General features: G+C 49.3%; 20 protein-coding genes and 2 tRNA genes. 10 read left to right on the top strand and 12 right to left on the bottom strand.

Annotated elements, in window-relative coordinates:
• Positions 1-45: 45 nt before the first annotated feature.
• Positions 46-3,357, bottom strand: a complete 3,312-nt coding sequence (locus L1278_RS13220; protein ID WP_253405193.1) for a S8 family serine peptidase — start codon at positions 3,355-3,357, stop codon at positions 46-48.
• Between the two features lie 175 nt (positions 3,358-3,532).
• On the opposite strand from L1278_RS13220, the gene paaN reads away from it, so the two are divergent.
• Positions 3,533-5,206 carry a phenylacetic acid degradation protein PaaN gene (gene paaN / locus L1278_RS13225; protein ID WP_253405195.1) on the top strand — a complete coding sequence of 558 codons (1,674 nt, stop codon included), beginning with the start codon at positions 3,533-3,535 and terminating at the stop codon, positions 5,204-5,206.
• 62 nt (positions 5,207-5,268) lie between these two features.
• Here the strand turns inward: paaN and L1278_RS13230 are convergent, their stop codons facing one another.
• The gene (locus tag L1278_RS13230; RefSeq protein ID WP_253405197.1) at positions 5,269-5,565 is read right to left on the bottom strand and encodes a hypothetical protein; all 297 of its coding nucleotides are present in this window, start codon (positions 5,563-5,565) and stop codon (positions 5,269-5,271) included.
• A gap of 214 nt (positions 5,566-5,779) precedes the next feature.
• Here L1278_RS13230 and L1278_RS13235 point away from each other — a divergent pair, with 214 nt between their 5' ends.
• The 3 genes from L1278_RS13235 to L1278_RS13245 all read left to right on the top strand — a co-directional run bounded on the left by L1278_RS13235 (position 5,780) and on the right by L1278_RS13245 (position 9,999).
• Entirely contained in the window at positions 5,780-8,110 is a 2,331-nt protein-coding gene (locus L1278_RS13235; RefSeq protein ID WP_253405198.1) for a TonB-dependent receptor, read from the top strand.
• 77 nt (positions 8,111-8,187) lie between these two features.
• Positions 8,188-9,327 (top strand): PepSY domain-containing protein, encoded by a 1,140-nt coding sequence (locus L1278_RS13240; protein ID WP_253405199.1) that lies wholly within the window; start codon positions 8,188-8,190, stop codon positions 9,325-9,327.
• 231 nt (positions 9,328-9,558) lie between these two features.
• On the top strand, positions 9,559-9,999 hold the full coding sequence (locus L1278_RS13245) for a response regulator (protein WP_253405200.1): 441 nt from the start codon (positions 9,559-9,561) through the stop codon (positions 9,997-9,999).
• Between the two features lie 59 nt (positions 10,000-10,058).
• On the opposite strand, the gene L1278_RS13250 is transcribed toward L1278_RS13245, so the two are convergent.
• The 5 genes from L1278_RS13250 to L1278_RS13270 are packed head-to-tail and all read right to left on the bottom strand — an operon-like array spanning position 10,059 to position 14,138.
• Entirely contained in the window at positions 10,059-11,429 is a 1,371-nt protein-coding gene (locus L1278_RS13250) for a sensor histidine kinase (protein WP_253405201.1), read from the bottom strand.
• A gap of 3 nt (positions 11,430-11,432) precedes the next feature.
• Complete coding sequence (locus tag L1278_RS13255) at positions 11,433-12,464, bottom strand: ATP-binding protein (RefSeq protein WP_253405204.1); 1,032 nt, start codon at positions 12,462-12,464, stop codon at positions 11,433-11,435.
• On the bottom strand, positions 12,454-12,858 hold the full coding sequence (locus tag L1278_RS13260; RefSeq protein ID WP_253405653.1) for an anti-sigma regulatory factor: 405 nt from the start codon (positions 12,856-12,858) through the stop codon (positions 12,454-12,456). The genes L1278_RS13255 and L1278_RS13260 overlap by 11 nt, the downstream gene beginning before the upstream one ends.
• A complete protein-coding gene (locus L1278_RS13265) occupies positions 12,851-13,261 on the bottom strand; it encodes an STAS domain-containing protein (RefSeq protein ID WP_188500231.1) in 411 nt (136 codons plus the stop codon). Before L1278_RS13265 ends, L1278_RS13260 begins: the two co-directional genes overlap by 8 nt.
• Before the next feature lie 4 nt (positions 13,262-13,265).
• Complete coding sequence (locus tag L1278_RS13270) at positions 13,266-14,138, bottom strand: STAS domain-containing protein (RefSeq protein WP_253405209.1); 873 nt, start codon at positions 14,136-14,138, stop codon at positions 13,266-13,268.
• Positions 14,139-14,322: 184 nt separating this feature from the next.
• On the opposite strand from L1278_RS13270, the gene L1278_RS13275 reads away from it, so the two are divergent.
• The gene (locus L1278_RS13275) at positions 14,323-14,874 is read left to right on the top strand and encodes a DUF4136 domain-containing protein (RefSeq protein ID WP_253405210.1); all 552 of its coding nucleotides are present in this window, start codon (positions 14,323-14,325) and stop codon (positions 14,872-14,874) included.
• A gap of 200 nt (positions 14,875-15,074) precedes the next feature.
• Here the strand turns inward: L1278_RS13275 and L1278_RS13280 are convergent, their stop codons facing one another.
• The 4 genes from L1278_RS13280 to L1278_RS13295 all read right to left on the bottom strand — a co-directional run bounded on the left by L1278_RS13280 (position 15,075) and on the right by L1278_RS13295 (position 18,368).
• Positions 15,075-16,451 (bottom strand): hypothetical protein, encoded by a 1,377-nt coding sequence (locus L1278_RS13280; protein ID WP_253405212.1) that lies wholly within the window; start codon positions 16,449-16,451, stop codon positions 15,075-15,077.
• 244 nt (positions 16,452-16,695) lie between these two features.
• A tRNA-Pro gene (locus tag L1278_RS13285) sits at positions 16,696-16,769 on the bottom strand.
• Between the two features lie 113 nt (positions 16,770-16,882).
• A complete protein-coding gene (locus tag L1278_RS13290; protein ID WP_253405213.1) occupies positions 16,883-18,148 on the bottom strand; it encodes an APC family permease in 1,266 nt (421 codons plus the stop codon).
• 146 nt (positions 18,149-18,294) lie between these two features.
• A tRNA-Arg gene (locus L1278_RS13295) sits at positions 18,295-18,368 on the bottom strand.
• A 191-nt stretch (positions 18,369-18,559) separates the two neighbouring features.
• On the opposite strand from L1278_RS13295, the gene L1278_RS13300 reads away from it, so the two are divergent.
• Positions 18,560-18,976 (top strand): organic hydroperoxide resistance protein, encoded by a 417-nt coding sequence (locus tag L1278_RS13300; RefSeq protein WP_253405214.1) that lies wholly within the window; start codon positions 18,560-18,562, stop codon positions 18,974-18,976.
• Between the two features lie 74 nt (positions 18,977-19,050).
• On the opposite strand, the gene sucC is transcribed toward L1278_RS13300, so the two are convergent.
• On the bottom strand, positions 19,051-20,253 hold the full coding sequence (sucC, locus tag L1278_RS13305) for an ADP-forming succinate--CoA ligase subunit beta (RefSeq protein ID WP_253405219.1): 1,203 nt from the start codon (positions 20,251-20,253) through the stop codon (positions 19,051-19,053).
• Between the two features lie 226 nt (positions 20,254-20,479).
• Between sucC and L1278_RS13310 the strand changes: the two genes are divergently transcribed.
• The 4 genes from L1278_RS13310 (at position 20,480) to L1278_RS13325 (ending at position 24,574) form a co-directional block, all read left to right on the top strand.
• Positions 20,480-21,541: an AI-2E family transporter gene (locus tag L1278_RS13310; RefSeq protein WP_253405220.1), complete on the top strand. Its 1,062-nt coding sequence runs from the start codon at positions 20,480-20,482 to the stop codon at positions 21,539-21,541.
• Positions 21,542-21,935: 394 nt separating this feature from the next.
• Positions 21,936-22,634, top strand: a complete 699-nt coding sequence (locus tag L1278_RS13315) for a PKD domain-containing protein (RefSeq protein WP_256488620.1) — start codon at positions 21,936-21,938, stop codon at positions 22,632-22,634.
• 169 nt (positions 22,635-22,803) lie between these two features.
• Positions 22,804-23,469 (top strand): ATP-binding cassette domain-containing protein, encoded by a 666-nt coding sequence (locus tag L1278_RS13320; protein ID WP_253405221.1) that lies wholly within the window; start codon positions 22,804-22,806, stop codon positions 23,467-23,469.
• A gap of 319 nt (positions 23,470-23,788) precedes the next feature.
• Positions 23,789-24,574, top strand: coding sequence for a hypothetical protein (locus tag L1278_RS13325; protein WP_253405223.1), 786 nt, complete (start codon positions 23,789-23,791; stop codon positions 24,572-24,574).
• Positions 24,575-24,699 lie beyond the last annotated feature (125 nt).

Genomic DNA, 24,699 nt, shown 5'->3' on the forward strand with positions numbered 1-24,699 from the left:
TTTGTTTTACTGCAAGGTATAGCTTGTGCTAAGGTATAGCTCCGGTTATGGTCTGATGATCAGCAGGCGACTCGTCGTGGTATTGTTTTCGTACGTCAGCTGAACAATGTAAAACCCTTCTGCCAGACCGTTCAGGTCAAAAATGGCCTCGTGCGGCATACGGCTGCGTAGTTTCAGACTAACCCGCCGTCCCATGGCATCCGTCATGAACAGGATGAGTGGGGCGTCCGCCTTCGGCAAAGCAATATGCAGTTCGTGCACAGCCGGGTTCGGGTATACCAGGAAATTGGGAGGAGCAGGAATTATAGTTTCGACTTGCTTGATCTCTATCCGCCGCGTAACAGTGTCTTCACCACAATCAGAAGAATTCGAGACAATCAGGGAAACATCATAGTTGCCAGGCAGTTCATAGGTATAGCTGGGGTGCTGCTCCGTGGAGGTGTCTCCGTTGCCAAAATTCCATCGCCAACTGCTGCCATGCTCGCTTTCATTGCGAAAGTCGATGCTCTTGCCGGGTTCCATTTGTTCTTGTGGCTGCACGATGCTAAAGCCAGCTATGGGAGAATTGGCTACCACCAACTGGAAAGGTACCAGTGGACTGTCAAACAAGGAGTCGGCGTTGCAAACGTAGAGGATAGTGCTCGTATCGAGTGCGGTGATTTTGAAGTTGCTGCCTGCGCCTAGGAGCTTTGTTTTGGCTTCGTCAGCAAAAAACTTGAACTGTTTGCCGCCTGCTGGCGCCAGGCTGATCGAAGCACCCACACACACTGTATCGATGATGGCCAAAGGCGCTGGCCCGGCTTTCATGACCTGGTATTTTGTGAGCGCAGCTCTGGCGTTCTGTTGAAGATGTTCCAGATCGTCGCCGGCCACAATGGCAAACGAAACCAGTTGGCTCTGGCCCGGCGCTAATTTGTTGGCCGTCGTGCCCACGACATGGGCCACATCATTGCCGTAGCCGCTGCCCCAGGCTTTCTTCCTGGCCACGCCACCCGAAAGTGCTTTATTTTTCTCTTGTGTGCTAAAGCCGTCGGCAATTGCAAAGGTAGAGGAGCCCCCGGACAGGTTATCGATTGCGTAATAAGAAGGAGGGGTGACCGAAAGCAGACTTATACCTGCATAAGGCGATGCCTGTCCCATGTTATAGACGTATCCCATTTTCAGCGTTTCGTCCCAGTCGGCTACGTTCATGTAGGCATCCGTTATATTCCAGTCAGCGAACAGGCCGGCATGGAGCGTTTCGATCGTGTCTGGCGTGACATTGCGAATGCGGTACTCTAAAATAATATAGTCGGCGTCAGGAGACTCGCTCCAGGCCATGCCTTTGTAGCTCACCTGCACGCCTGCCTGGGCCGGAGCCGGGAATTTGTCGCGCATCACGCCACTGATCTCCTGATCCGCATCTTCTGTGTTATGGCGCAGCCGGGCAGATTTCACTGATACAAAGTCATTGTCCGTTTGCCAACTGGCATTGCGCACATTGTCCGATATACGGTCCGGGGCAGCGGCGACCATTAACCCACCTTCAAAAATCATGGAAGTGCCGCCTTTGTAGGTGATACCGATGCCCTGTCCGAAATTATACCCGTTATACCCGAGGTTACCTTTACTGGTCAGGGTAACATGCAGGTTATTGGCCGTCAGCATCAGGTAGTCAGGGTTGACCGGTAACTGGAAGTATTGAAAGTCCTGGTACGCGCCGTCCGCAAAACCGACTCTGAAAGTGGCCTGTGCATTGTGAGGCGCATCGGGGAGCACCACAAACCGGAATGGCTTGCTGTGGTTGTTACTTGTCGCCAGCGTACCCATGGCACCAATGTTGAGTTCATTATCATCCAACACCTTGATAAAAGGCGAGGTTGAGGTGAGTGTTAACTTGAGGGCAGTAGTAGGGTCGAGATAATTCATCATGCTCAGGTGAATCAGCAGCGTGTCGCCGATCTGAGCCACCTTGTTGTCAACGACGCTGAAAGAAGTACAACGCACTGACTTTGCCTGAATGTCCCGAAGCGCTCTTTTCACATTCAGGCGGCCTCTGCCAAGAAGTTCGAAATAAGAAGCATTACCAGACAGGTGATAGATATTATCTGAAGTAGCTCTCAGCCTCTCAATTACCTGCACGGCGTTGAGGTGTGGCAACTGAGAACGCAACAAAGCGGCAGCGCCTGCCACCTGAGGAGAAGCATAAGATGTGCCATATCCTCTGCTATAAGCATCATCTCTTGAGATAGCTGTAGTATAAATACCGGAACTGGGAGCGGTAACATCAACTTTATAATTCCAGGTTTGGCCACTGGTTTTCACATCGTTGTTAGTACCTCCTACTGAGAGTACATTCTCATAAGCTGCAGGATAAATATTAACTTTTGCATTGGTATTACCACAAGCGGCTACAATGACCACATCACGATCAAGTGCGGCGTAATTGATGATGTCCTGTTCAAATTTAGAAGACCCTTCCCCGCCCCATGACAGATTAATGATACTACAACCCTTGTCAGCTGCGTATACAATGGCTTCGTATCCTCCAAAGCTGCCATATTCAGTAGAAGGAAAAACCTTGATTGGTAAAAATTTGGTATTAAAACCTACTCCTGCAATGCCTACTCCATTGTCGGCGTGACCGATCGCTGCGCCGGCTACACCCGCCCCATGCCCACGGTAAGGACTGTCATCATCTGGGTTATTGTCTCGGTCTGCAAAATCCCACCCGAAGAAATTATCAATAAGTCCGTCTCCATCATTATCAATACCGTCAACAGGGTCGTCGTAATTATATTTGATTTTCTGACGAATGTCTTCGTGCGTAAGCCTGAAACCAGTATCCAATATACCTATTATGATGTTTGTATCGCCCTTTTGTATGGCCCATGCGCCATAGGCCTGTATGTTTTTCAGGTAAGCCTGCGAGGTTTTGGTGGAGTCGGCAGAGGGGTCGTTGGGCTGGTAGAGGGGTACCCGTTCGTAGAGCGGCTCCACGTACTCTACCATACCGGTTGCCAACAGGGCTTGCTGCACGGCTTCCAGATTGTGCGAAGGGTCGTGTTTCAATTCGTAGATAAGTGAGAGATCCACATGGGCTTTCCGGGCAAAAGGGGAGGGGGCTTTATCCGGAAATTTCTGCTCCACTGATTTGGCTCCTACCTTTTGCAAAGCTTTTTGCATGGGGTTTCCGGCAGCCATGCGCAGCTGGTTGCCGGACTGCGGCTTGAGCTTGTAGACGACAGTATGCGGTTTAGTCGTTGTTCCTATACCTGCTGGAGCGGACAGATGCTGCGCAGCCAACAAGGACGAACTCAGGACTAGAAACAGGAAAGATAGTATGCAGCGGTAAACCACTGGCCCTGGGGTAAACATTAAATCATATTAAACTATTAGGTGAATACAACCTCTGCCTGAGCAGGGAGAGGTATAAAGTAAAGCGCATACAGCACGGCGAAATTTAAAGATGCTTCCCGAGCTTAATAAAAAAATACGTAACTTTCCAACAATTGATTCTAATATATGTGTTTAATTATATAAAATAAATACTATGACCTCGAATTTGAAAAATAAACATCTTCCCATTCTAGAAAACGCTGTGAAAGCCTTGCATGAGCGTCGTTTTTTTGCCCAATATCCTGAAAACCCAATGCCTGATATTTACGGCGAAAATGCTGATAAAGAAGGTCGTGAGAGGTATAAGCAGCATCTTAACAACAAGTTTACAGAATTGGTGCATGATGGAGCTGAAAATTGGTCAGGTCAGGAAGAATCGCCTTATGAGCAGCAGCTATTAGGTATAAAGTACCCTTACTTCAGTGCAGAAACGCTGGTGGAGCGTGCTGATGAGGCTTTCCACCAGTGGCGCAAAGTAAAACCGGTTGATCGCGCTGCTATTCTGGTAGAGTCGCTGGAGCGCATGAAAACCAGATTTTTCGAGATTGCATACGCTACTATGCACACCACCGGCCAGGCCTATATGATGTCGTTCCAGGCGTCGGGTCCGCATGCGGCTGACCGGGCGCTGGAGGCGATCGCGGCAGGTTACGAAGAGCAGACGCGTTTTCCGGAACACATGGAGTGGGAGAAGCCAATGGGCAAGTATAACCTGAAGCTGAACAAGAGCTGGCGTGCCGTTCCGAAAGGTATAGGCTTGGTGATCGGCTGCTCTACCTTCCCTACCTGGAACACCGTGCCAGGCATGTATGCAAGCCTTGTTACCGGTAACCCGGTTATCGTGAAGCCGCACCCGAAAGCAGTCCTGCCTATCGCGATTGTGGTATCAGAAGTGCAGAAGGTGTTGGTAGAAAACGGCCTGAGCCCGTATATCTGCCAGTTGGGAGTAGACGCGGACGATCGCCTCATCACCAAAGAACTGGCCGAGAATCCGAAGGTAAAACTGATCGACTACACTGGTGGTACGGAGTTCGGTAACTACGTGGAGAGCCTGCCAGGCAAAGTGACTTTCACAGAGAAAACTGGTGTGAACTCGATCATACTTGATTCGGTGCAGGACATTGACAAAGTGGCCCAGAACCTGGCTTTTTCGCTTAGCCTGTACTCCGGACAGATGTGTACGGCTCCGCAGAACTTCTTTGTGCCGGCAAGCGGCGTAAAAGTGGGCGAAGAAGTGATGCCATACGAAGAAGTAGTGAGGAAACTGGCCGATGCCGTAACGGGCCTGGTGAATAACCCGAAAGCCGGGCCGCACATACTGGGAGCTATCCAGAATCCGTCCACAGCAGAGCGTGTGAAAGAAGCAGCCAGCGTGAAAGGCAAAGAAGTGCTGAGCACCTGCGACATCAGCAACCCGATGTTTGCCAACGCCCGCATCTGTACGCCGGTTATTTATGAAGTGGATGCGACAGAGAAAGAAAGCTTCAGCCGCGAATTGTTTGGCCCGATCGCTCTTGTCATCAAAACAAAGGACACAGACCAATCGATTGAACTGGCAAAAGAGATGGCTATGAATTACGGTGCGATCTCCTGCGGTGCCTATACCACAGATGAAGAAACAAAAGAGAAGATCATGGATGAGATGAGTCTGGCGGGCACTCCGGTGAGCTTTAACCTGACGGGCGGCATCTACGTGAACCAGAACGCAGCTTTCTCTGATTTCCACGTGACGGGTGGCAACCCGGCCGGTAACGCTTCCTTCACAAACCCTGAGTATGTGATCAAGCGCTTTACCTGGGTGGGCTTCCGTGAGCCTGTGGCTGGCTAGTCTGAGGTCGAAATAAAAACAAAAAGCCCCGGCGCTATACCTAGCGCCGGGGCTTTTTGTTTTTATTTGAACAGGTTGTCCATGTCCTTTTTGAGGTTGTCGAGGCCGTCTTTCAAGCCCTGCCATTTGCTTTGACTGTCCTCCTGGTCGCTTAGTTTGCTGGCGATAAGCTCACGTTTGGCTTCCAGCGCGGCAACATGCTCGTGGTAGGTATGGTTTGAGTCTGCAGCCGTGGCGTTTGCGCGGGCCTTCAGGGTTTTGATCTTGCTGTCAAGTTCTTCCAGGCTTTTCTCGATTTCCTCGCGTGTCAGGTTATTGGGCGCACGCATGTGTTCGGGTTTCAGGTTGTAAGTATCCATATCTTTCAGTTCAGGTTCAGTGTAAAGCGATACCACTTACAGGTATCACTCTAGATACTTGAAAAGACTTGAAAAGGATGTATAAAGGCAAGTGTTGATATGCTCTGGATGTTTTTTTGTTACTTATTTAGAAATTATCTAAATAAGTCTTTTCTGTTATAGAGATGGTGATTACTTTTGCATCACTTTTTAGAATTAATCTAATTAAAGATACATGCAACGCATACTCACTATCGTCTTTACCTTTGTGCTGCTGGCACAGCAAGCATTTGCACAAACCACTGGCCGCATCGAAGGCCGCATCCAATCCGAAAGAGGTGAAGGTATAGCTGGTATCAGCGTGGGGCTGGAGGGCACCTCTTACGGCTCCACTACCGATGACGAGGGAAAATTCCTGATCAAAAACATACCGGCTGGTAACTATACGCTGGTTGCCTCGGGTATAGGTTATACCCTGCAAAAGCAGTTGCTGGAAGTAGCAGGAGGGAAGGCTTCGTTTGTAAATGTGGACCTGGCCACGTCGTCGCATTCGCTGGGCGAGGTGCAGGTAACGGCGCATCGCAGTGGCGAGTACCTGCAGCGCACGGCTACCACCGCCACCAAAATGGAGGCACCTATCAAATCGGTGCCACAGTCGGTGCAGGTAGTGTCGCGCCGTGCCCTGGACCAGTTACAGGTGCTGCGCTTAGAGGACGCTATGCGTAATGTGAGTGGTGTGAGTATGGAGACGGGCTTTGGCGGTCGTTCTGACATCTTCCAGATCCGAGGTTTCCGAACCGATATGCAGAGTGTGTTCAAGAATGGATTCCGTAACACCGTGCGCACCTACCGCGAGAGCGCCAACATACAACAGATCGAAGTAATGAAGGGCCCGGCGTCTGTGCTGTACGGCGTGAGCGACCCGGGCGGTATGGTGAACATCTCCACCAAAAAACCAACAGCCCATACCTTCCAGGATATCCAGATCACGGCCAATAACTTTGGTTTAGTGAGACCTGCCATCGACTTAGGAGGTGCCTTCAACGAGAGCAAGACATTTAAATACAGGCTGAACGCCGCGTACGAGCGTGCTGACAGCTACCGTGATTTTGTAAAGACCAAGCGCATTTTCGTGGCCCCGGCCATCACCTACGATTTCTCCGACAAGACGTCCCTGACGGTAGAGACCGAGTTCCTGAACCACGACCAGCCATCTGACCGCGGTATCTTCTCTATCAACGGCCAGATTGCCCCCGTACCAAGAAGCCGTGTGGTGTTTGAGCCAAGCAACACAGGTGAGTTTACCAACCGCATGGCGCAGTACAACCTGCAGCACAAATTCTCAGAGGCATTGAGCTTCCGCCACGCTTTTAACTACAACTACGCCACGGAAACACGCGACGTAGTGGAGCAGACCACCGTTCTGAAAGACGGCTCTTTCCGCATCAATCGTCAGCACCAGGACCAGGACACCTACGACCGCAACATCGCTACCCAGAATGAGCTGTACGCCAACTTTAACACGGGCGCACTGATAGAGCACAAGGCCGTGGGAGGTATAGAGATTTCGCGTTCGATATTCGACATCTGGGTGAAACGTGCTCCTTACGACGTGTTCGACATTCTGAATCCACAGTATAACCCCAAACCAAAGGATTATTCGCTGCTCGCTTACTCACAGGACTACCAGGACCGTGTAGATGTGCTGGGCTTCTACCTGCAGGACTTCATCACGATCAACCAGCGCCTGAAGGTGTTGCTCGGCGGTCGCTACGACTTCTGGGAACAGGAGAAAGAGAACCGCATGAAAGAGGAGACAACCAGGCAAAGTAACAAGGCCTTTAACCCAAGACTGGGTGTGCTGTATGAGGTATACGGACCGGTTTCGGTATACGCCAACTACTCCAAGGGCTTCCAGCCAGGTATAGGACAGACGCTGGAGGGCGAAGCCTTTAAACCGATCACTTCAGTGCAGTATGAAGCCGGTACAAAAATCGGTTTGCTGAATGATCGTGTGAACCTGACGGCTGCTTACTTTGATATCACGCGCCAGAATGTGGTGGTGCCCCACCCGACACAGAGCGGCGCCAGCGTGCAGTTAGGCGAGGTGCAGAGCAAAGGTATAGAAACCGATATCACAGGGGAGGTGCTGCCTGGCCTGAATGTGATCGCCACTTATACCTATACCGACGCCCGCGTAACGAAGGATGCGCTGAGTGCAGAAGATCCAAAACGCACCGTAGGTCGCCGCTTCAGAGGCGTGGGGTATAACAACAGCAGCCTTTGGACAACCTATGAGTTACAGGATGGCTTTTTGAAGGGTCTGGGCATTGGTGGTGGCTTTACTTATGTGGAAGATCGCCCGGTAGATGACGCCAACAGCTTTATGCTGCCAGGCTACACCCGCTACGATGCGACCATGTTTTACAACAGCAAACGCTTCCATGCGGCCCTGAACGTGAAGAACCTGACCAACGTGAAGTACTACGAAGGCTCACAGTCCGTAACCGTGATTATGCCGGGTGCGCCTACTACGGTGCAGGGTACAGTAGGAGTTAGATTTTAAGAAAGCGAATCAGAGATAAATAGTATCGGCGGCATTGTCCTGACAGGGGCGGTGTCGCCGATTTCAAGTTAAGGTATATGCGCAAATTCCTCCTTCAGTTACATCTCTGGGTCGGCCTGACAGCGGGCGCCGTGCTAGCCTTTATGGGCTTGACGGGCTCGCTCTATGTGTTTCAGCCCGAACTGACAGTGGCGCTATACCCTGAGCATTACAAAAGCTCCAATCCAGAAGCTATACCTGTGGAGGTACGCCTTGTCGTAAAAAATGCCGAAGAGCAGTTCGGAGGCCAGGTGACCAACATCTTCTTCCCGGTGCGGGAGTTGGAGAACTACATTTTCAAGGTAAAGGGCAATAAGCAGTTTCAATTTTTCGACGCGGCAACCGGCAACTATATTGGTCAGCTTGAGAAGCGGCGCGGTGCAATGGACACCGTGTTGGACCTGCACCGTCACCTGGCTATGGGCGAGACCGGCGCAATGATTACACGTATAAGTGCTTTGTTGCTGGCCTTTGTGCTACTCTCGACGGGGCTATACCTGTGGATGCCACGTAAAATGAAGAACCTCAGGGACAAGCTGCGCCTCAAGCCCAATGCCTCATTCAAACGACGTAATTTCGACCTGCACAATGTCTTTGGGTTTTACTTTAGCATACCGCTGTTCCTGGCCGCCATTACAGGAGCATACTTTGGCTTTCAGGAGCAGACACAGGCGGTAGTAGATAAGCTGACGCTAGCCAAAGAACCGACACCGTACGTCAAAGCGCTGCGTTCTTCTTTTCTGCGGGGAGCGGCGCCGCTCACCGTGTATCAGGCACTCGATCGGATGGATGCCTTATACCCCGGATACGTGCCGCGCACCCTTGTCATGGCTCCCGATAGCGCAGCAACTCTCAACCTGACCTTCCTGGCATCATCCGAACTGGAGGCAGGTCCGCAGTACCGCCCGATGGTATACCTGGACCAATACACCGGTGCTACCGTGTATGATTACAATCCGCACACGGCTCCAACAGGCACGCAACTTACCCGCAACTGGTTTGTGCCGACACACTTCGGGGAAATTGGAGGTTGGATCACGCGCATACTCTGGTTCTTTCTGGGCCTGGTGCCCGCCACGTTGTGGGTGACAGGCATTGTAATGTGGTGGGGCAAAAGCAAAAAGAAGAGAAAAGTCCACGTCAAGGTGAAGGAAGGAATAATCGCTGGGAAAATTTAAACGTGCTAACAGCTGATATATCTTTAAATTCTACAAGCAAAAGTGTACTTTTGCGGCGCTATGGTATAGTATGTTCTGTGTCGCTTTCATAAAATGGCGATATAGTACATAAAGCGTCGCAATATTGAACATTAATTGTTTACGATATGTTAGTGGCACAACCGGGTAGATGAGTATCCGGAGGTGTAAATTGTAGCTTACCGTTGATTTAGGAGAGATAAAAAACTAACTATGAAGGAAGCATCCGAAATGCTTGACCTAGTGCTGTTGGTAGACGACGACGATACCACGAATTATCTGAACAAGCGCCTGTTGACCGACATGAAAGTAGCCAGAGAAATCCTGGTACTGAAGAACGGTAGAGAAGCAATCGATTATCTGAGCAAAGCCTGTGGCGAGAAGCCTGACCAGGCTTTTAAATGCCCTGACCTTATTTTTCTGGATATCAAAATGCCCATGATGGATGGCTTTGAGTTTCTGGAGGAATACCAGCGCAAAGGCCTGGATGCCGGCGATCATGTGATCATCCTGATGTTGACTTCCTCAGCAAGCTTTTATGACCTAGAGCGCATCAAAAGCTTCAAGAAAGTGAAAAAACATTTCTCTAAGGCGCTTACCAACCACGATGTAAGAGAAATACTGGCCGAGTTTTTCCAGAAACGAAAAAAATAGTGTAATCCATACTATAAACAACAAAGCCTGTATGCCGCAAGGTATACAGGCTTTGTTGTTTATTCATTCTCCTCTGATTCGGTTACCACTTCGCTGGCCGGCCACGAAAACACGAAGCGGGCACCACGCCCTTCTGACTCAACCCATACATCACTCCGCTTTTCCTCGAGTATGCGTTTCACGATGGCAAGACCCAGGCCCGAACTGTCGGAGCGTGTCAGGTTGTGGCCCAGCGATTCGTATTTGCTAAAGATCTGCTCCTGGTCTTCGGGGGCTATGCCCGGGCCATTGTCCTGCACTGTAAACAAGATATGGTCAGCTTCGAAGCTATACGCTATTTCAATTACGGCCTCCTCGGGTCTGTCGTGATACTTCACCGCGTTGCCAAGCAGATTGCTGAAAATCTGGTAAAAGTAAATTTCCTGGGTATAGAGGGTTGGCATATCATCCGGCAGTATTATTCTGAAAGACGCCGGTATAAAGAGCGACTCCAGCACTTTTTGCAGTACAACCCGAACGGATACGATCTGGCGGTGCAGGCTGTGGTGACCGGCAAGCGAATAGGCCAGTATACCTGTAATCAGTTTGTCCATCTTGCTGGCCTGCTCCCGCAACATCGGTAGGAGAGAAGCTGCGTCTTCGTTATTTCCGGTTTGCAGACTGTTCTCCAGAAAATTGATAATGCCGCCGATGTTTTGCAGGGGCGACCGCAGATCGTGCGAAACGGTATGTGCAAAGGCGTCCAGGTCTGCGTTCACTTTCTGGAGCTCCAGGTTGCGGCGCTCCCGTTCTTCTGAAAGCGTCTGTATCTCGAAGTTGGAATGCTGGAGTTGCAGGTTCAGCCTCCTGATCTCCTGAAGTTGCTGCTCTGCCTCCAGGTTGCGCAGACGCAGCTTTTCGAGCAGTTCGAGCTGCTGCATGTTCTGCTTTTTGATCTCCGCATACGGCGATATACCTTCTTCATCGTTAAACTCCTGCAACCAGACTTCCTTCAGACTCTTGGTCACGACAGGCGACTGTGTAGGTATACGCTTGCGGAGGGTCACGGCAGTGCCCTGCTCATGCTCAGTCTTGATCTCAAAAAAGTCGACGAGCTTGCGGGAGTTAACGATGCCCATGCCACGCGTCGCGGTGCTGCTGGCATATCTGGCCCGGTCATAAATCTGGTCAAGGTTTCCGATGCCGCGCCCGCGGTCTGAAACCCTGGCTTCCAGGTAATTGTGGCCGCTCTCCTGCACAATGCCAAACTGAATGGTGCCATTGCCTACATGCTCCACCACGTTGCGGCAGATTTCTGACACGGCCGTTGCAAACTTGGTTTGGTTAGCCTGCGCCATACCTGTTTTTTCAGACAGCTGCATAGCGCGCCTGTAAGCCAGCACCACATCCAGCTCGTTTGCAATATTTATCTTGAGAAGGCTCCTGGGCATGGACTACGGTTTAGCTTTGCATACAAGTACGAGCGTGTCATCTGTCTGGCGGCTGTGGTCTTTGTAAAGAACAGCCGCAATGGTGGTGGGCGAGTGGCGGTGCAGGTTCGGGTAGCGGCTCAGGTCCCAGCGCGATTTCAGTCCGTCGCTGTGCACTATAAGCACCTTGTTACGGTTCCAGTCCAGGCTTTGGTTGTTGAAAGTGCCCGGCACGTTATGGCCGAGTATGCCATTGTAGGAAATCACATTCTTGTAAGACAAACAACCCAGCGAACTTTCCATAGAGAAAAGCTTGCCGGCAATGTTGCCAATGCCACAGTACGTGAATTTGTTTTGCGTGATGTCGATGCTGGCGGCAAAGCCTACTGCGCCCCGGGTACGACGAATGCCATTGTGGATGACTTGCAGTGCCTGAGCCGGATCAGGTATAGGGTTTTCGCAAAAGGTTTTGACAGCAAGTTGTGCTGCTTCCTGTGCGTGCGTACCATGCCCAAGGCCATCGAGGGCAAGCAGGTAAGCGCCCCGTTCGTGGTGAATGACGGCATAGCCGTCACCACAGTCTACCTCTTTGGGCTTGGGTACCATGACACTGCCAATTTCGTAGCGTCGTGCCGAAGGTAAAGACTTAGCCGACTTGTATACCCGGGTCAAGATGACCGTGCCTACCTGAGGCTGTGAGTAAAGATCGAAAACATCCGACTGCCGCCTGATTGCTCCGAGCCCTTCGCCAGCAGAGCCATAGGTCGATACGCCATCTTCCAGCATGCGTTCAGGATCAGCCATACCGGGCCCGTTGTCGAGACTGATGATCTCGATTCCTTTGATGGGTTTTCCGATGGCCTTTACCAGCAACTCTCCACCCTGTGTTGTATGCTTCTCCAGGTTGGTAAGCATTTCCGACACAATGATATTCACTTTGCCCACAGCTCCCTCCGACAAGGCGAAGCTCTCGGCAAGGCGCGTAATATCTTTTTTTGTGAGGCTGGCGTGGCTCCGATCGGGTACTGCGAAGCGGTAATGTTGGTTAACGTCCATTTTTCCAGTGGATGACAGTGACGGTCGTGCCTTCTCCCGGATTACTTTTGAGGTCGAATTCGTTGACTAGTCGCTTGGCGCCGGGCAGACCAAGACCAAGGCTCCTGCCGGTAGAGAAGCCATCGCGCATGGCCATGGCGACATCCGGTATACCTGGGCCTTCGTCTTTGAAGGTTAGTCTTACGCCGGTTTTGGCATTATAGCTGATAATTTCGAGTATTACTTTGCCGCCGCTGGCGTACTTGAGCATGTTACGCACCAGTTCGCTGGCTGCCGTAATCAGTTTGGTCTGGTTTACCAGACTCATACCTATACGGGTGCTAAATTCGCGCACGCGGTTGCGGAACGGTACCACATCCTGTTCGCGCACGATCTCCATCGTGTCCTTAGTCATTACGATCATCCTGGTCTTCCTCCTCGTCGTCGTCTAGTTCCAGGTTATCGCCTAGTTTAGTGTTAAGTAATTCCATGCCCTTTTCTACATTCAGGGCAGTGTATACACCTTGCAGCGTTAGGCCGAGCTCCACAAGTGTAATAGCCACAGCGGGCTGCATTCCTACTACTACAGTTTCGGCATCCATAATGCGCGACATAGAGGCGATGTTGCCTAAAATGCGGCCCATAAATGAATCGACGATGCTTACCGTGGAAATATCAATCAATACGCCCCGTGCTCCGGTCTGGCTTACCATGTTGATCAGGTCGTTCTCCAGCGTCAGAGCTAATCTGTCGTAAAGGTCAATCTGAATGGTAACCAGCAGAAAAGGCCCCATTTTTAAAATCGGTATCCTCTCCATCATTCTAGCGCATTAGTTTCGGACCCTTGTGACGCTCTGTGCGACGCACCTCCAGATTAGTCATGCTAAAGGCAAGATGCAGTGCACTGGCCAGGCTGGCCTTGGTTTTGATGTTGGACAGGTCGATGCCCAAATGCACGATGGTTTGTGCAATTTCGGCCCGGATACCGCTGATAATACACTCGGCACCCATCAGGCGGGTAGCGCTTACGGTCTTGATCAGGTGCTGTGCTACCAGTGAGTCCACAGCTGGTACGCCGGAGATGTCCAGAATAGCGATGTTGCTGCCTGTGTTCACGATCTCCTGCAGCAGGTTTTCCATCACAACCTGGGTGCGGGCACTGTCCAGCGTGCCGATGATAGGAAGGGCAAGTATACCGTCCCACACCCGGATCACCGGCGTAGAAATCTCGCTGATCTCATCGGTCTGTCGCAAAATCACTTCTTCACGTCCTTTGATGAAGGTTTCGAAGGTGAGGATGCTCAGGTTGTCGAGCAGGGTGTTGAGCTGCATGATTTCCCGGTAGAGCATGCTTGTGTCGTCTTGTCGTTGCTCAACCAATACCTCAATCACAGACTGCTTCAGGCTCAGCACATACGCGCCGGTTTCGCGCGGGCTGAAACCTTGCCTGGCTCTGGTAATGGAGATGTCTCGGAGTGTATCCGTTACCTGCTCAAAATCAGTGTCATAGATATTGTCGTAATTGCCTTTGGAAACAGCTCGGAGCAGGCCGTCCAGCATCTCTCTCGATTGACGCTGCAATTCATCATTGGTCATCAGGTCATCCCGGAGGGCGGCATCAGACAGCTGATTTTGCATCCACTTTTCGAGGATGCGCTCTTTGTTTTTTTCTAGTACTTGTGCTGTTGTGTTCATGGTAGGGCAAAACGTAGCTTATGGACGTATGGTTTAGACGATGTTTAAATTTTACATCGCACAAAGGATTCTGGCGTAGGATACATGCTAAGTTAGGTATAATAATTGCAATCGAAGCATGTATCCCGTATTACGACTTACGTATACACAATTATTTTTTGTGAAGACTCAAGGACTTTCGGAAATGAGAAACCTGTTGTTTAGTACTGCTTTGCTGTTAATCTCACTGCTGTCGGCCTGCAGCCCTGCCACGAGTATTCAGTCTGAGCCCGCGCCCGGTTTTACGCTGGCAACCTACCGTCAGTTTGCCTTTATGGAGGTGGATTCTGATGTAGAGAATATGGGCCCTGATTATGAGGGGCACGTGCATTTTCTGAAGCAGGAGCTTGCCCGTCAGCTGGAACAGCGTGGTCTGAAGCAGGCTCCGTCTGTGGACGAAGCAGATCTGCTGATCAACCTGGGCATCGTAGTGGACAGAAAGGTGCAGACGAGGGAAACGAATATTATAACGGATCCGCCCCGCTACATTGGGCAGCGCCGCTATACCTGGAAGAGCGAAGAAGTGGAAGTGGGGCGCTATAGCGTAGGTACGGTGTCGGTGCACTTGGTAGATCCTGTGCAGAACGAGTTGATGTGGCAGGGCACGGCAGAGCGTATCATTTCCGACAAACCTGAAAAGCTGCGCGAGCAAATAGAGAAAGGTATAGAGCAGCTGGTGGAGGAGATGCCGTCGTAGGTGCGAATGATATTTAGCTAAAACGAGGAGAGGTAGTGAAATTTTGCTAACTCGTTAGGGCGCTGGTGGTGTACCAAGTGTATATTTAAAATTAGGAAGTATAGGTGATCCATTAATAACATCGTATCGGCTAGAAGCGCTGTTTTTAATATAAAATTTGAGATTAAATTTTCCGAGGATCTATAATATAATTAAGTAATTTAATTGTTCTTGGACCATGGCAAAGGGGTTAACTTACTATGAAGAAAAACCTCACTAGAACACCTGTTACTGTATTTCCCCTCATAATCCAGTATAAATAGAAGTGATAATTCTATATACCAAATGTAAAGTTCTAAAGCTTCTTTTCTTACTTCAAAAGATATTGTATTAAGGTTTTTTCTTTTTTCTGCTTGAGAATGTACAATGGCGTTCCGAATTTGAACTATTAGCTCTGGACCATCTAGTTGATTTTTCTTGTCTGCTTCTTTACTAAACTTTGTTAACTCCCGAAGCCCTTCAGGTATATTATAATCGGTACTTATTAAGCTCAGTAACAACCTTATTTTGTTTGAAGCAGCAATATTATCTGCGTCTTTACCTGAAATTAACTTCTGCTTTTCTATGACATGCCAGTTATAAATTAATTCTAAAGCAGATTGAGCCATCACAATCGAACCATGCAGTCCACCATTCAAGGAATTAGCGTCAAGATACCAGCCTACTACCGTTTCAAGTACATATTTGCCATCATTATCCCTCCATATTTCATTGAAATTATTCCAAAGATTATTTAGATGTTTAGCTTGTCGTTCTTCAACCCAATGCTTCACTCCAATAAATGGCTCAATGAAATTAGAGGTGTAGTCGACCCAAATGATTTCATTGTTATAGAAACCATGAGTAAACATTGAAGATGTACTCCTACCATTAATAAAGCTCAAGAATGTTGAAAAGCATTGTAAAATATCTCTCACTTCATCAATTGAGAGACTGCCATTCTTCTTACTTATTTCACCTTTGTATAAAAAGAAGTATCCGCCACTATCCTTAAGCAATTTTACTTTATTCATGTACTCAAAGTCCTTATCCAGTATGATAGTATATTTGGCATTCTCAAACAATATTCTTGAATGCCAAGTTTGTACTTGTTCACCAGAATAGCGCTTAATAGTCGCTCCACTAAGGTTAAGAAGATTCGGGATGTAGAAATAAGCAGCGTCTACCTTGATAGTAGAATCACCTTTAACAGGCCTTCCTGCTATAGTGCCTTTTATAGACGCTAACTCACCCGGATTATTAAATCCCATCTCAGTTAAAAAGCATTCACTGAAATGTTGTCCGTTAATAATGATATTGAATTTGTTAGATTCAGTCATTGCCATGAACTCATCAAGTGAATTTACTAATGTACTTCCTGTGAGAACAGGTCTAGATCGTGGGAACCATTTAAATTCGATCACTCCATTCACTATTAACTCGAGTAGATCGTTTTTTAACAAATAAGTGCCTTCATATATTTGAATAGTTTCATTGGGGCACGACATAAGTTCTGGATAGGGAAGTGCCTCAGGGAAATTGTCAAGATTCAATTTCATAATAGCTATTGTGAAAGGTCTTTGTTAGATCATAAGTTACAGTATATAATCAGAATACTTCAATTATTCTATCTTTTTCAGTTCTTGTAGTTGATGAAATTCACGCCACAAGGGTAACTGCATAATCAGGTTGAAGAATGCTTTGGTGATTGTTGATAATGCCAAAGTGCCTTAGTTATCCGTCTTGTTGCATCAAGAGTGAAATAAAAAGGGCCCTTTACATAATGTAAAAGACCCTTTATTGTCGGAGTGGCGGGATTCGAACCCACGACCTCCAGCACCCCATGCTGGCGCGATACCAGGCTACGCTACACCCCGAAAACTTTCGCAACATAGCAAAAACGTTCTTTCATAGCAAGACCAGGCCTGCATCTATACCTTAAATTATTTACAGGTATAATGCCCGGTTAGCTTAACTAGTTTAGGACAAATTACTTGTCGTATACCTTATGAAACAGCAACCGCAGCACGAACCCGATCACCAGCAGGCCAAGCCCGGAAAGAATAACCTGAAGCGGTAATGACACCGACATGGCCAGGCAGCCCATAAGGCCTAGTACAGGTATAAACTTGCCGTAGAGCTGATCCGAGTCTGGTTGTTTTAATGCAGCTATGTTAGTGATGCTGTAGTAGAGCAAAATCGTGAATGAGGCCGAACGCAGTATGAATTCGAAGGAGCCCGCCAGCACCAGCAGCAGAATGATTGCACCTGTGAGGAGGATGCCTACATGCGGAACCCTGAAACGGCGGTGCACCTGCTCAAACACAGGCGGCAGATCGTGCCGTCTCCCCATAGCCAGCATCATGCGGCTGATCCCCAAAATCTGGCTCAGCAGCACCCCAAGCATCGCGGTAGACGCACCAATCGTGATCACAGTGCGGATAGCGGGCGTGCTCAACGCAGCTGCTACCACCTGCAAAGGCGATCTGCTGTCAGTCATCCGCTCTGCGCCAATCACGCCAACCGCTACAAGCGAAACGGCCGCATACAGCACAATGGCCGAAACGATGGTGATAATGACCGCACGGGGAATCGTTTTATGGGGTTCGCGTACTTCCTCTGCCAGCGTAGCAATGCGGGCATACCCTGTAAAAGCGAAAAACAGCAAAGCCGCCGCCTCGGCTATACCTGCCATACCAAAGGGCGCAAAGGGCTGAAAGTTCTCCTGTTTGATAGCAGGTATACCGCTGAACACCAGGTATAGCAGCGAGACAAGCGTAAGCGCTACAATAATGAGATTGAGCATGCCGGCTTTTTTGATGCCGAAGTAATTGGCCACCGTCAGCAGGAGCACAGCCAGTACCGAGAGGACCAAAGGAGAAAAGACAGGTATAAGCTGGTAGAAGTAGCTCCCGAAACCAATGGCAACCACACCCGCTGCAGAGAGCTTGCTGATCAGGAACATCCAGCCTGCTGAGAAGCCGAGCGTGGGATTCAGTAAGCGGTAGCCATACTCATAAGTGCCTCCGGAGTGCGGGTATACGGCAGCCAACTGTGCGGACGACAGCGCATTGAAGGCCGCAATCATACCTGCAAATAGTAACCCCATCAAAAAGGCGGGACCCGCCAAACCAGCCGCCACGCCGGTCACAACAAAAATACCTGCCCCGATTATGGCGCCCAGGCCAACGCCCACCGCATCTTTTAAAGTAAGTACACGGAGCAGTTCGTGTTGCTGCGTTTTCGGCCTCTCCATTTTTGGTCTATAATTTTTGATAGTATCCGATACTCTGGAGTCATCATCCAAAGATATAGAAATACCGGCAAGTCTGGCAGGAGTGAGGAAAATTGCATGAATCAGGGCATAAAAAAAGCCCTACATTGCTGTAAGGCTTCTTGATGTGCACCCGAGAGGATTCGAACCCCTAACCCTCGGAGCCGAAATCCGATATTCTATCCAATTGAACTACGGGTGCTTACCGTGTTGCAAAAATAGAAACAATGCGCTAAAAAGGAAATTTTAGTGGCGATAATTATAATGCTGAAAGGTATAATGAACAGGTATAAATGGATATTAGACTCTTAATTGCTTCATCCCTAAAACAATAAGCAGATTTCGGGAGTTAGTAAATAATATTTCAAATCAAGCAAACGAAATCAGGAAGCTATGGAAAAAGTGTATACGGCAGAGGTTACTGCCACCGGCGGCCGTCGCGGCCATGTTGTATCATCAGATGGCGTGATTGATATGCCACTCTCGTTGCCCGAAGGATTAGGAGGGGAGAAGGGGAAGTCTAACCCGGAACAGCTGTTCGCTGCAGGGTATGCCGCCTGTTTTCAGAGTGCACTACTTCTGGTAGCCGGTAAGCAACATATCCGGTTAAATCCGGAGTCTACTGTAAAGGCACATGTGGATTTGCTCAAGTCTGAAAACGGAAAATACGGGTTGGGCGTGAAATTGGAGGTGCACCTGCAGGGACTCGACAAAGAGAAAGCAGAGCAGTTGGTAAATGAAGCGCATGAGGTGTGTCCTTACTCCATCGGCACACGCGGCAATATCAATGTGGAACTGGAAGTTGTGTAAACCTGCAACATGTATAAAGCAAAAGGGGCTGCCATCACTGGCAGCCCCTTTTGCTTTTATGATATGTGCTGGGATTAAGCTCCTACTTCAGCCAATACCTGCTTCACTTTCTCGGCAGCTTCTTTCAGCGCTACGGCAGAGTATACCTTCAGGCCAGACTCGTCGATGATGCGGGCGCCTTCTTCCGCGTTAGTTCCCTGCAGACGAACGATGATCGGCACCTTGATGTCACCGATGTTCTTGTAAGCCTCAACCACACCATTGGCAACACGGTCGCAACGAACGATACCGCCGAAGATGTTGATCAGGATAGCCTTCACGTTCGGGTCTTTCAGGATGATGCGGAAACCAGCTTCAACCGTCTGTGCGTTTGCCCCACCCCCTACGTCCAGGAAGTTAGCAGGCTCGCCGCCAGAAAGCTTAATGATGTCCATGGTGGCCATGGCAAGACCAGCACCGTTTACCATACAGCCTACGTTGCCGTCCAGCTTCACGTAGTTCAGGTTCGACGCGCTTGCCTCTACTTCCAACGGATCTTCTTCCGCAGTGTCGCGCAGGGCAGCCAGGTTTTTGTGACGGAACAGGGCGTTGTCGTCCAGATCCACTTTGGCGTCTACTGCCAGAATTTTGTTGTCAGAAGTCTTCAGAACCGGGTTGATCTCGAACATGGAAGAGTCAGTCTCCACATAGGCTCTGTAAAGGTTGCTGATGAATTTCACCATCTCCTTGAAAGCCTCGCCTTGCAGACCAAATGCAAACGCAATCTTGTTTGCCTGGAAAGGACGCAAGCCTACAGCCGGATCGATCCACTCTTTGATGATCTTCTCAGGCGTTTTCTCAGCCACTTCCTCGATGTCCATACCACCTTCAGTAGATGCCATGATCACGTTGCGGCCTTTGGCGCGGTCCAGCAGGATGCTCAGGTAATATTCCTTCGGATCGGATTCGCCAGGGTAGTACACGTCCTGCGCCACAAGTACTTTCTGTACCAGTTTGCCTTCAGGACCAGTCTGGTGCGTTACCAGCGTCATACCCAGGATGTCGTTAGCGATCTGCTTCACCTGATCCAGGTTTTTAGCCAGCTTCACGCCACCGCCTTTACCACGGCCACCCGCATGAATTTGCGCTTTGATCACGTGCCAGCCTGTGCCGGTTTCCTCGGTCAGTTTCATAGCGGCTTTTACAGCCTGGTCTGGCGTTTCCGCCACGATGCCTTCCTGTATGCGAACGCCGTAGCTTTTCAGAATCTCTTTAGCCTGATATTCGTGTATGTTCATGCTTTCAGTTTTATTGGACGCACGAAAGTAATCCTTTATCGGCTTAAATTCAAGAAATAGGTTTTTAAAATATTGGGGATTCGCTGTCTGCTGCCTGCCGCGACTGGTGTTTCTCTTCAGATCAGGCATTCGCTTCCCTGTGTGCAGGGAAAGTAACTGTAGAACATAGATTTTAGTAAGTGTACGTAATTCGTGCGTTATAACTGAACTTATAAAAAAGCGGACCATGCCCCCTAAAGATTCATTTGCCAAACGTGTAGCGCTGGCTGCTTTCATCGTGCTGCTGATAGCCTCCGGGTTTTTCCTGCTGGTCAAGGCAGCTTACTTCTTCCTGTTGGTTTTTGCCGGCATCCTGATGGCCGTGCTTTTCTGCGGGCTCACCGATTGGGTGGTGCGTCACGTTGGCCTGAAGCGCTGGCTGGCTTTACTGCTGGTAACGTTGCTGGTCTTTGGCTTGCTGATAGGGTCTTTTTTGCTGGTGGCTCCCACCATCTACGAACAGGGCGACCAGATGCGCGAAAAGATACCGCAGGCTTTCAGCAGTCTGAAGGAATGGCTGAGCCAGTATAACTGGGGCCAACGGCTGGTAGAGGAACTGCCCGAGGACTACAAGCGGATGATGCCGGAGCAAAGGGAGATCCTGCAACGCCTTTCGGGTGCTTTCTCGTCCACGCTGAGCATTCTGGCGGATTTTTTCATTGTGGTGATCACGGCGCTCTTCTTTGCGGCAAACCCGACGCTCTATACCCACGGCTTCGTAAAGCTATTCCCCGAGCACCGGCGCACCCGCATGCTGGAAGTGCTGCACAGCTGCTACTATACCTTGAAAATGTGGCTGCTGGGGATGCTCTCGGCCATGGCGATCATTGGTGTTAGCACGGCCATTGGGTACATGATTATTGGCCTGCCGCTGGCGCTCGCATTGGGTCTGATCTCCTTTTTTCTGGCCTTTATACCTAACATCGGGCCCTGGCTGGCAGGTATACCTGCCGTGCTGATCGGACTGACGGTGAGCCCCGATATGGCACTGCTGGTCATCATTGTCTACGGGGGCATTCAGATGGTGGAGACATACGCCATCACGCCCATTATCTTCCAGAAAACGGTGGATCTGCCTCCTGCCTTGCTGCTCTTTTTCCAAGTGCTGCTGGGTATACTTCAGGGCGGCCTGGGCCTGCTGATGTCCGCCCCCATACTGGCTGTACTGATGGTGATAATTAACGAGCTGTATGTAAAAGACGTGCTGGAAAATCAGAAGAGGGCAGAAGACGAAACGGGGAAAGTGTAACTACAGAGGTTGAGAGTTGATCCTTCAGATAAGGGCTATGAGCTGGGCTTAATTTTTAAGCAGCTTTTGTCGGATAGTAACTTTGACAAACATAACCTTGAGCTACAGAATACTGAATTACAGATAATACACAAAAGAAAATGATGCCGCGAGTATTTACGCGAATTTTAAAACCAGATACCCGGTTTGGATTTTTAATTAGGTATAAGATTTTGCGGCTTTACCTCAGCTTGCAATGGCTTCACCAAATTAACCAAATGCTTGGGGCTCTAATCGAACAACGATCTCGTACATCTTATAGTGGTAACGATAGAAGGGTTACAGATCTGAAAATGAATGGTTTGTGTTTAAAAATGGAAGGTATATGACAAAACAATAGTTTCAAAATAAGGGCATGAAAAGGCACCTCTACTCGTCTAGAAATTTAATATTTACACTCTTACTGCTATGCGTCGCTTGTGACAAGGAAGAAGACGCAGCTCCAATTGACACCCGAACACAAGCCATTGCTCCAGTCGCGCACGCCGGCAATGATACAACCATGTATCGTCCCTATAAAGAGTACGTTTTAAACGGCAGTGCCAGCACAGATCCAGATTCTAATATTGTCTCCTATCAGTGGAGATTAATGGCAGGGCCTTCCGCTGTCAACATCAAGCAACACTTCTCTGATGTCAAAGCGTATGCAAGTGAGCTTTCTATGCCGGGCAATTATGATTTTGAGCTGACGGTGACCGATGCCGATAAATTGACTGCTAAAGATACGGTGACAGTCACCATTATTGTTCCGACAGAAGTACCAGCCTGCTCTGATCCAAAAGAATTCATCTTCAAAGATCTTGTCTGGGACTATTCCTGGATCATGGAGATCGACATTTACAATTTCTATTCAAACCTTCCAGCCAACAGCCAGATTCAGAAGATCTACATAAAAAGAGACAATTCCAATGAGTGGGAACCCGTTGTATACCTGGCTGAGTCTTCCGGTTATAGCCTGCACACATGGGATTATGGGAATGGCGTATTCGTTATTTTACCAAATCAGAATATGGAAGATGATACCCCTGACGTGAAAATCGAGTATTGCGACTAAGTGCGCCTGACACCACAGGTGTTTTCACGATAACAGGAGCTAACGCTGCTCCCGCATGTCTGGCCCGGAGCTGAGGTTACTGCTAAATTTCGGAAGGCAGGTACCTCACTTATACCTTTTGTTTTGTAGCTTTGGCAGATAATCCATCGTCAAACATTATCGCCAGATCGTGCTGCAAGTCGTTAACGTTCACAAGAAATACGGTTCATTGGAAGTGCTCAAAGGGATAGACCTCACCATCCATGCCGGCGAAGTTGTTTCCATTGTTGGCGCTTCGGGCGCTGGCAAAAGCACACTGCTGCACATTCTGGGAACGCTTGACTCGGCCGATACCGGCGACGTACTGTTTGATGATAAGAACATTTCCCGCCTGAATGCGTCTGAACTGGCACGCTTTCGTAACCGGCACATCGGCTTCATTTTCCAGTTCCACAACCTGCTGCCTGAGTTCACAGCCCTCGAAAACACCTGCCTGCCCGGTTTCCTGGCCGGTCGCCCGGAGATTGAGGTAACCGAGCGGGCAGCCGAATTGCTCAGTATGCTCAACCTGGGCCACCGCATGCACCACAAGCCTTCGGAGATGTCGGGTGGAGAACAGCAGCGCACGGCCGTGGCACGCGCCCTGATCAACTCGCCGCGCATCATTTTCGCTGACGAGCCCAGCGGTAACCTCGACTCCAAAAATGCCCAGGAACTGCACGAAATCTTCTTCAAGCTTCGCGACGAGTTCAACCAGACCTTTGTGATCGTAACCCACAACGAACAGCTGGCCACTATGGCCGACCGCAAGCTGGTCATGAAAGACGGTCTGATCGTGCAGGAGGTTAGAGCCTAGGCTATACCTATATCTATAACCATTGTTCCTGGACTATACTTGGCCCTCTCTGGCTGGCTTTTCAACTATGTCCGCTCCCGAGGCCCTCTTCTTTGTTTCAAACCCATACCTCCATTGTAATTTTCACGTACAATATATCCCCCCTTTGCCTTTTTGTGCTAAATGGGAGACAATTACGAGGGGAAACATATTTTTCTGAAATTAATTTATAAATATCTGATAATCAGTTATTTATAATGTATATTTTTTGTGATTTTTTGCACCATTTCAGGAGCAGGTATGTTTGATATATGTACTAAAACATGAAAACTAACTAGATATGAGTCAAGTGAATAAAGAGACAAAAGTGGAGAGGAAGCCGAAGGTAGAAAGCTATGATATAGCGAAATCTGATGAGACGCTTCACTTAGCTGTTGACCTGGCTAAGTTTATAAAAGAGAATAGGTTATATCAAAATATACAAGGTAAAGAGTACGTAAACGTGGAAGGCTGGCAGTATGCCGGTTCCCGTCTGGGTATCTTGCCGGTGGTGGAGCATGTGGTCAACATCAGCACCGACGACGAGATCAAGTACCAGGCGAAGGTGAACCTGCTCGACCTGCGCAGTCAGCAGGTAGTGGGTGCCGGTTTTGCGATCTGCTCCAACAAAGAGCAGGGCAAAAAGTACTACCAGGAGTTCGCGATTGCCTCGATGGCGCAGACCCGTGCCATTGGTAAGGCGTACCGCAACATTCTGGCCTGGATTATCCGCGCGGCTGGTTACGAGCCAACTCCGGTAGAGGAAATGGACTACGCAGGCAATGATTCGTCTGCCAAGCCAGCTGTTCCTACCGAGAAGAAGGCAACCATGAAGGCTGCCCCTGCCACAGCTGCTGCTGAAGCAGCTGCCGCAGACGCTGAACCTACTCCAGGCGTACGCTACGCATCGGCCAAGCAGAAAGAGGAGATCATCCGTCTGCTGAACAACCCGGTGATCACGCGCCAGGAAAAGACCAAGATGTTGCTCAACATCAACCGATTTGACGAAGAGCGTGCCTCACAGGCGATCGAGAAACTGAAAAAGGTGATTGAGGACCGTGAAGATGGTCAGTCTGCAGCTGCTTAATTAGAACAATCTACCAGTAAAAGCCTGCCTCTAAAGAGGCAGGCTTTTTTGTTTTTCTACACTGCTAGTCTCTGGTATCGGATTCGAGATGCCTTATAAAATTTATTTGGAGGGATATGGTAGGT

Origin of the sequence: Pontibacter sp. HSC-36F09, assembly GCF_024171605.1 — a bacterium.
In the GTDB taxonomy this organism is placed as follows: domain Bacteria; phylum Bacteroidota; class Bacteroidia; order Cytophagales; family Hymenobacteraceae; genus Pontibacter.

What these genes read in the sequence shown, in the direction of transcription:
- L1278_RS13265 (WP_188500231.1), bottom strand. Translation starts at nt 13,261, where the DNA reads ATGGAGAGGATACCGATTTTAAAAATGGGGCCTTTTCTGCTGGTTACC.
- L1278_RS13290 (WP_253405213.1), bottom strand. Translation starts at nt 18,148, where the DNA reads ATGGAGAGGCCGAAAACGCAGCAACACGAACTGCTCCGTGTACTTACT.
- L1278_RS13240 (WP_253405199.1), top strand. Translation starts at nt 8,188, where the DNA reads ATGCGCAAATTCCTCCTTCAGTTACATCTCTGGGTCGGCCTGACAGCG.
- L1278_RS13230 (WP_253405197.1), bottom strand. Translation starts at nt 5,565, where the DNA reads ATGGATACTTACAACCTGAAACCCGAACACATGCGTGCGCCCAATAAC.
- L1278_RS13325 (WP_253405223.1), top strand. Translation starts at nt 23,789, where the DNA reads ATGAGTCAAGTGAATAAAGAGACAAAAGTGGAGAGGAAGCCGAAGGTA.
- L1278_RS13250 (WP_253405201.1), bottom strand. Translation starts at nt 11,429, where the DNA reads ATGCCCAGGAGCCTTCTCAAGATAAATATTGCAAACGAGCTGGATGTG.
- L1278_RS13255 (WP_253405204.1), bottom strand. Translation starts at nt 12,464, where the DNA reads ATGGACGTTAACCAACATTACCGCTTCGCAGTACCCGATCGGAGCCAC.
- L1278_RS13300 (WP_253405214.1), top strand. Translation starts at nt 18,560, where the DNA reads ATGGAAAAAGTGTATACGGCAGAGGTTACTGCCACCGGCGGCCGTCGC.
- L1278_RS13310 (WP_253405220.1), top strand. Translation starts at nt 20,480, where the DNA reads ATGCCCCCTAAAGATTCATTTGCCAAACGTGTAGCGCTGGCTGCTTTC.
- L1278_RS13260 (WP_253405653.1), bottom strand. Translation starts at nt 12,858, where the DNA reads ATGACTAAGGACACGATGGAGATCGTGCGCGAACAGGATGTGGTACCG.
- L1278_RS13280 (WP_253405212.1), bottom strand. Translation starts at nt 16,451, where the DNA reads ATGAAATTGAATCTTGACAATTTCCCTGAGGCACTTCCCTATCCAGAA.
- L1278_RS13270 (WP_253405209.1), bottom strand. Translation starts at nt 14,138, where the DNA reads ATGAACACAACAGCACAAGTACTAGAAAAAAACAAAGAGCGCATCCTC.
- L1278_RS13235 (WP_253405198.1), top strand. Translation starts at nt 5,780, where the DNA reads ATGCAACGCATACTCACTATCGTCTTTACCTTTGTGCTGCTGGCACAG.
- L1278_RS13315 (WP_256488620.1), top strand. Translation starts at nt 21,936, where the DNA reads ATGAAAAGGCACCTCTACTCGTCTAGAAATTTAATATTTACACTCTTA.
- sucC (WP_253405219.1), bottom strand. Translation starts at nt 20,253, where the DNA reads ATGAACATACACGAATATCAGGCTAAAGAGATTCTGAAAAGCTACGGC.
- L1278_RS13275 (WP_253405210.1), top strand. Translation starts at nt 14,323, where the DNA reads ATGAGAAACCTGTTGTTTAGTACTGCTTTGCTGTTAATCTCACTGCTG.
- L1278_RS13245 (WP_253405200.1), top strand. Translation starts at nt 9,559, where the DNA reads ATGAAGGAAGCATCCGAAATGCTTGACCTAGTGCTGTTGGTAGACGAC.
- L1278_RS13220 (WP_253405193.1), bottom strand. Translation starts at nt 3,357, where the DNA reads ATGTTTACCCCAGGGCCAGTGGTTTACCGCTGCATACTATCTTTCCTG.
- paaN (WP_253405195.1), top strand. Translation starts at nt 3,533, where the DNA reads ATGACCTCGAATTTGAAAAATAAACATCTTCCCATTCTAGAAAACGCT.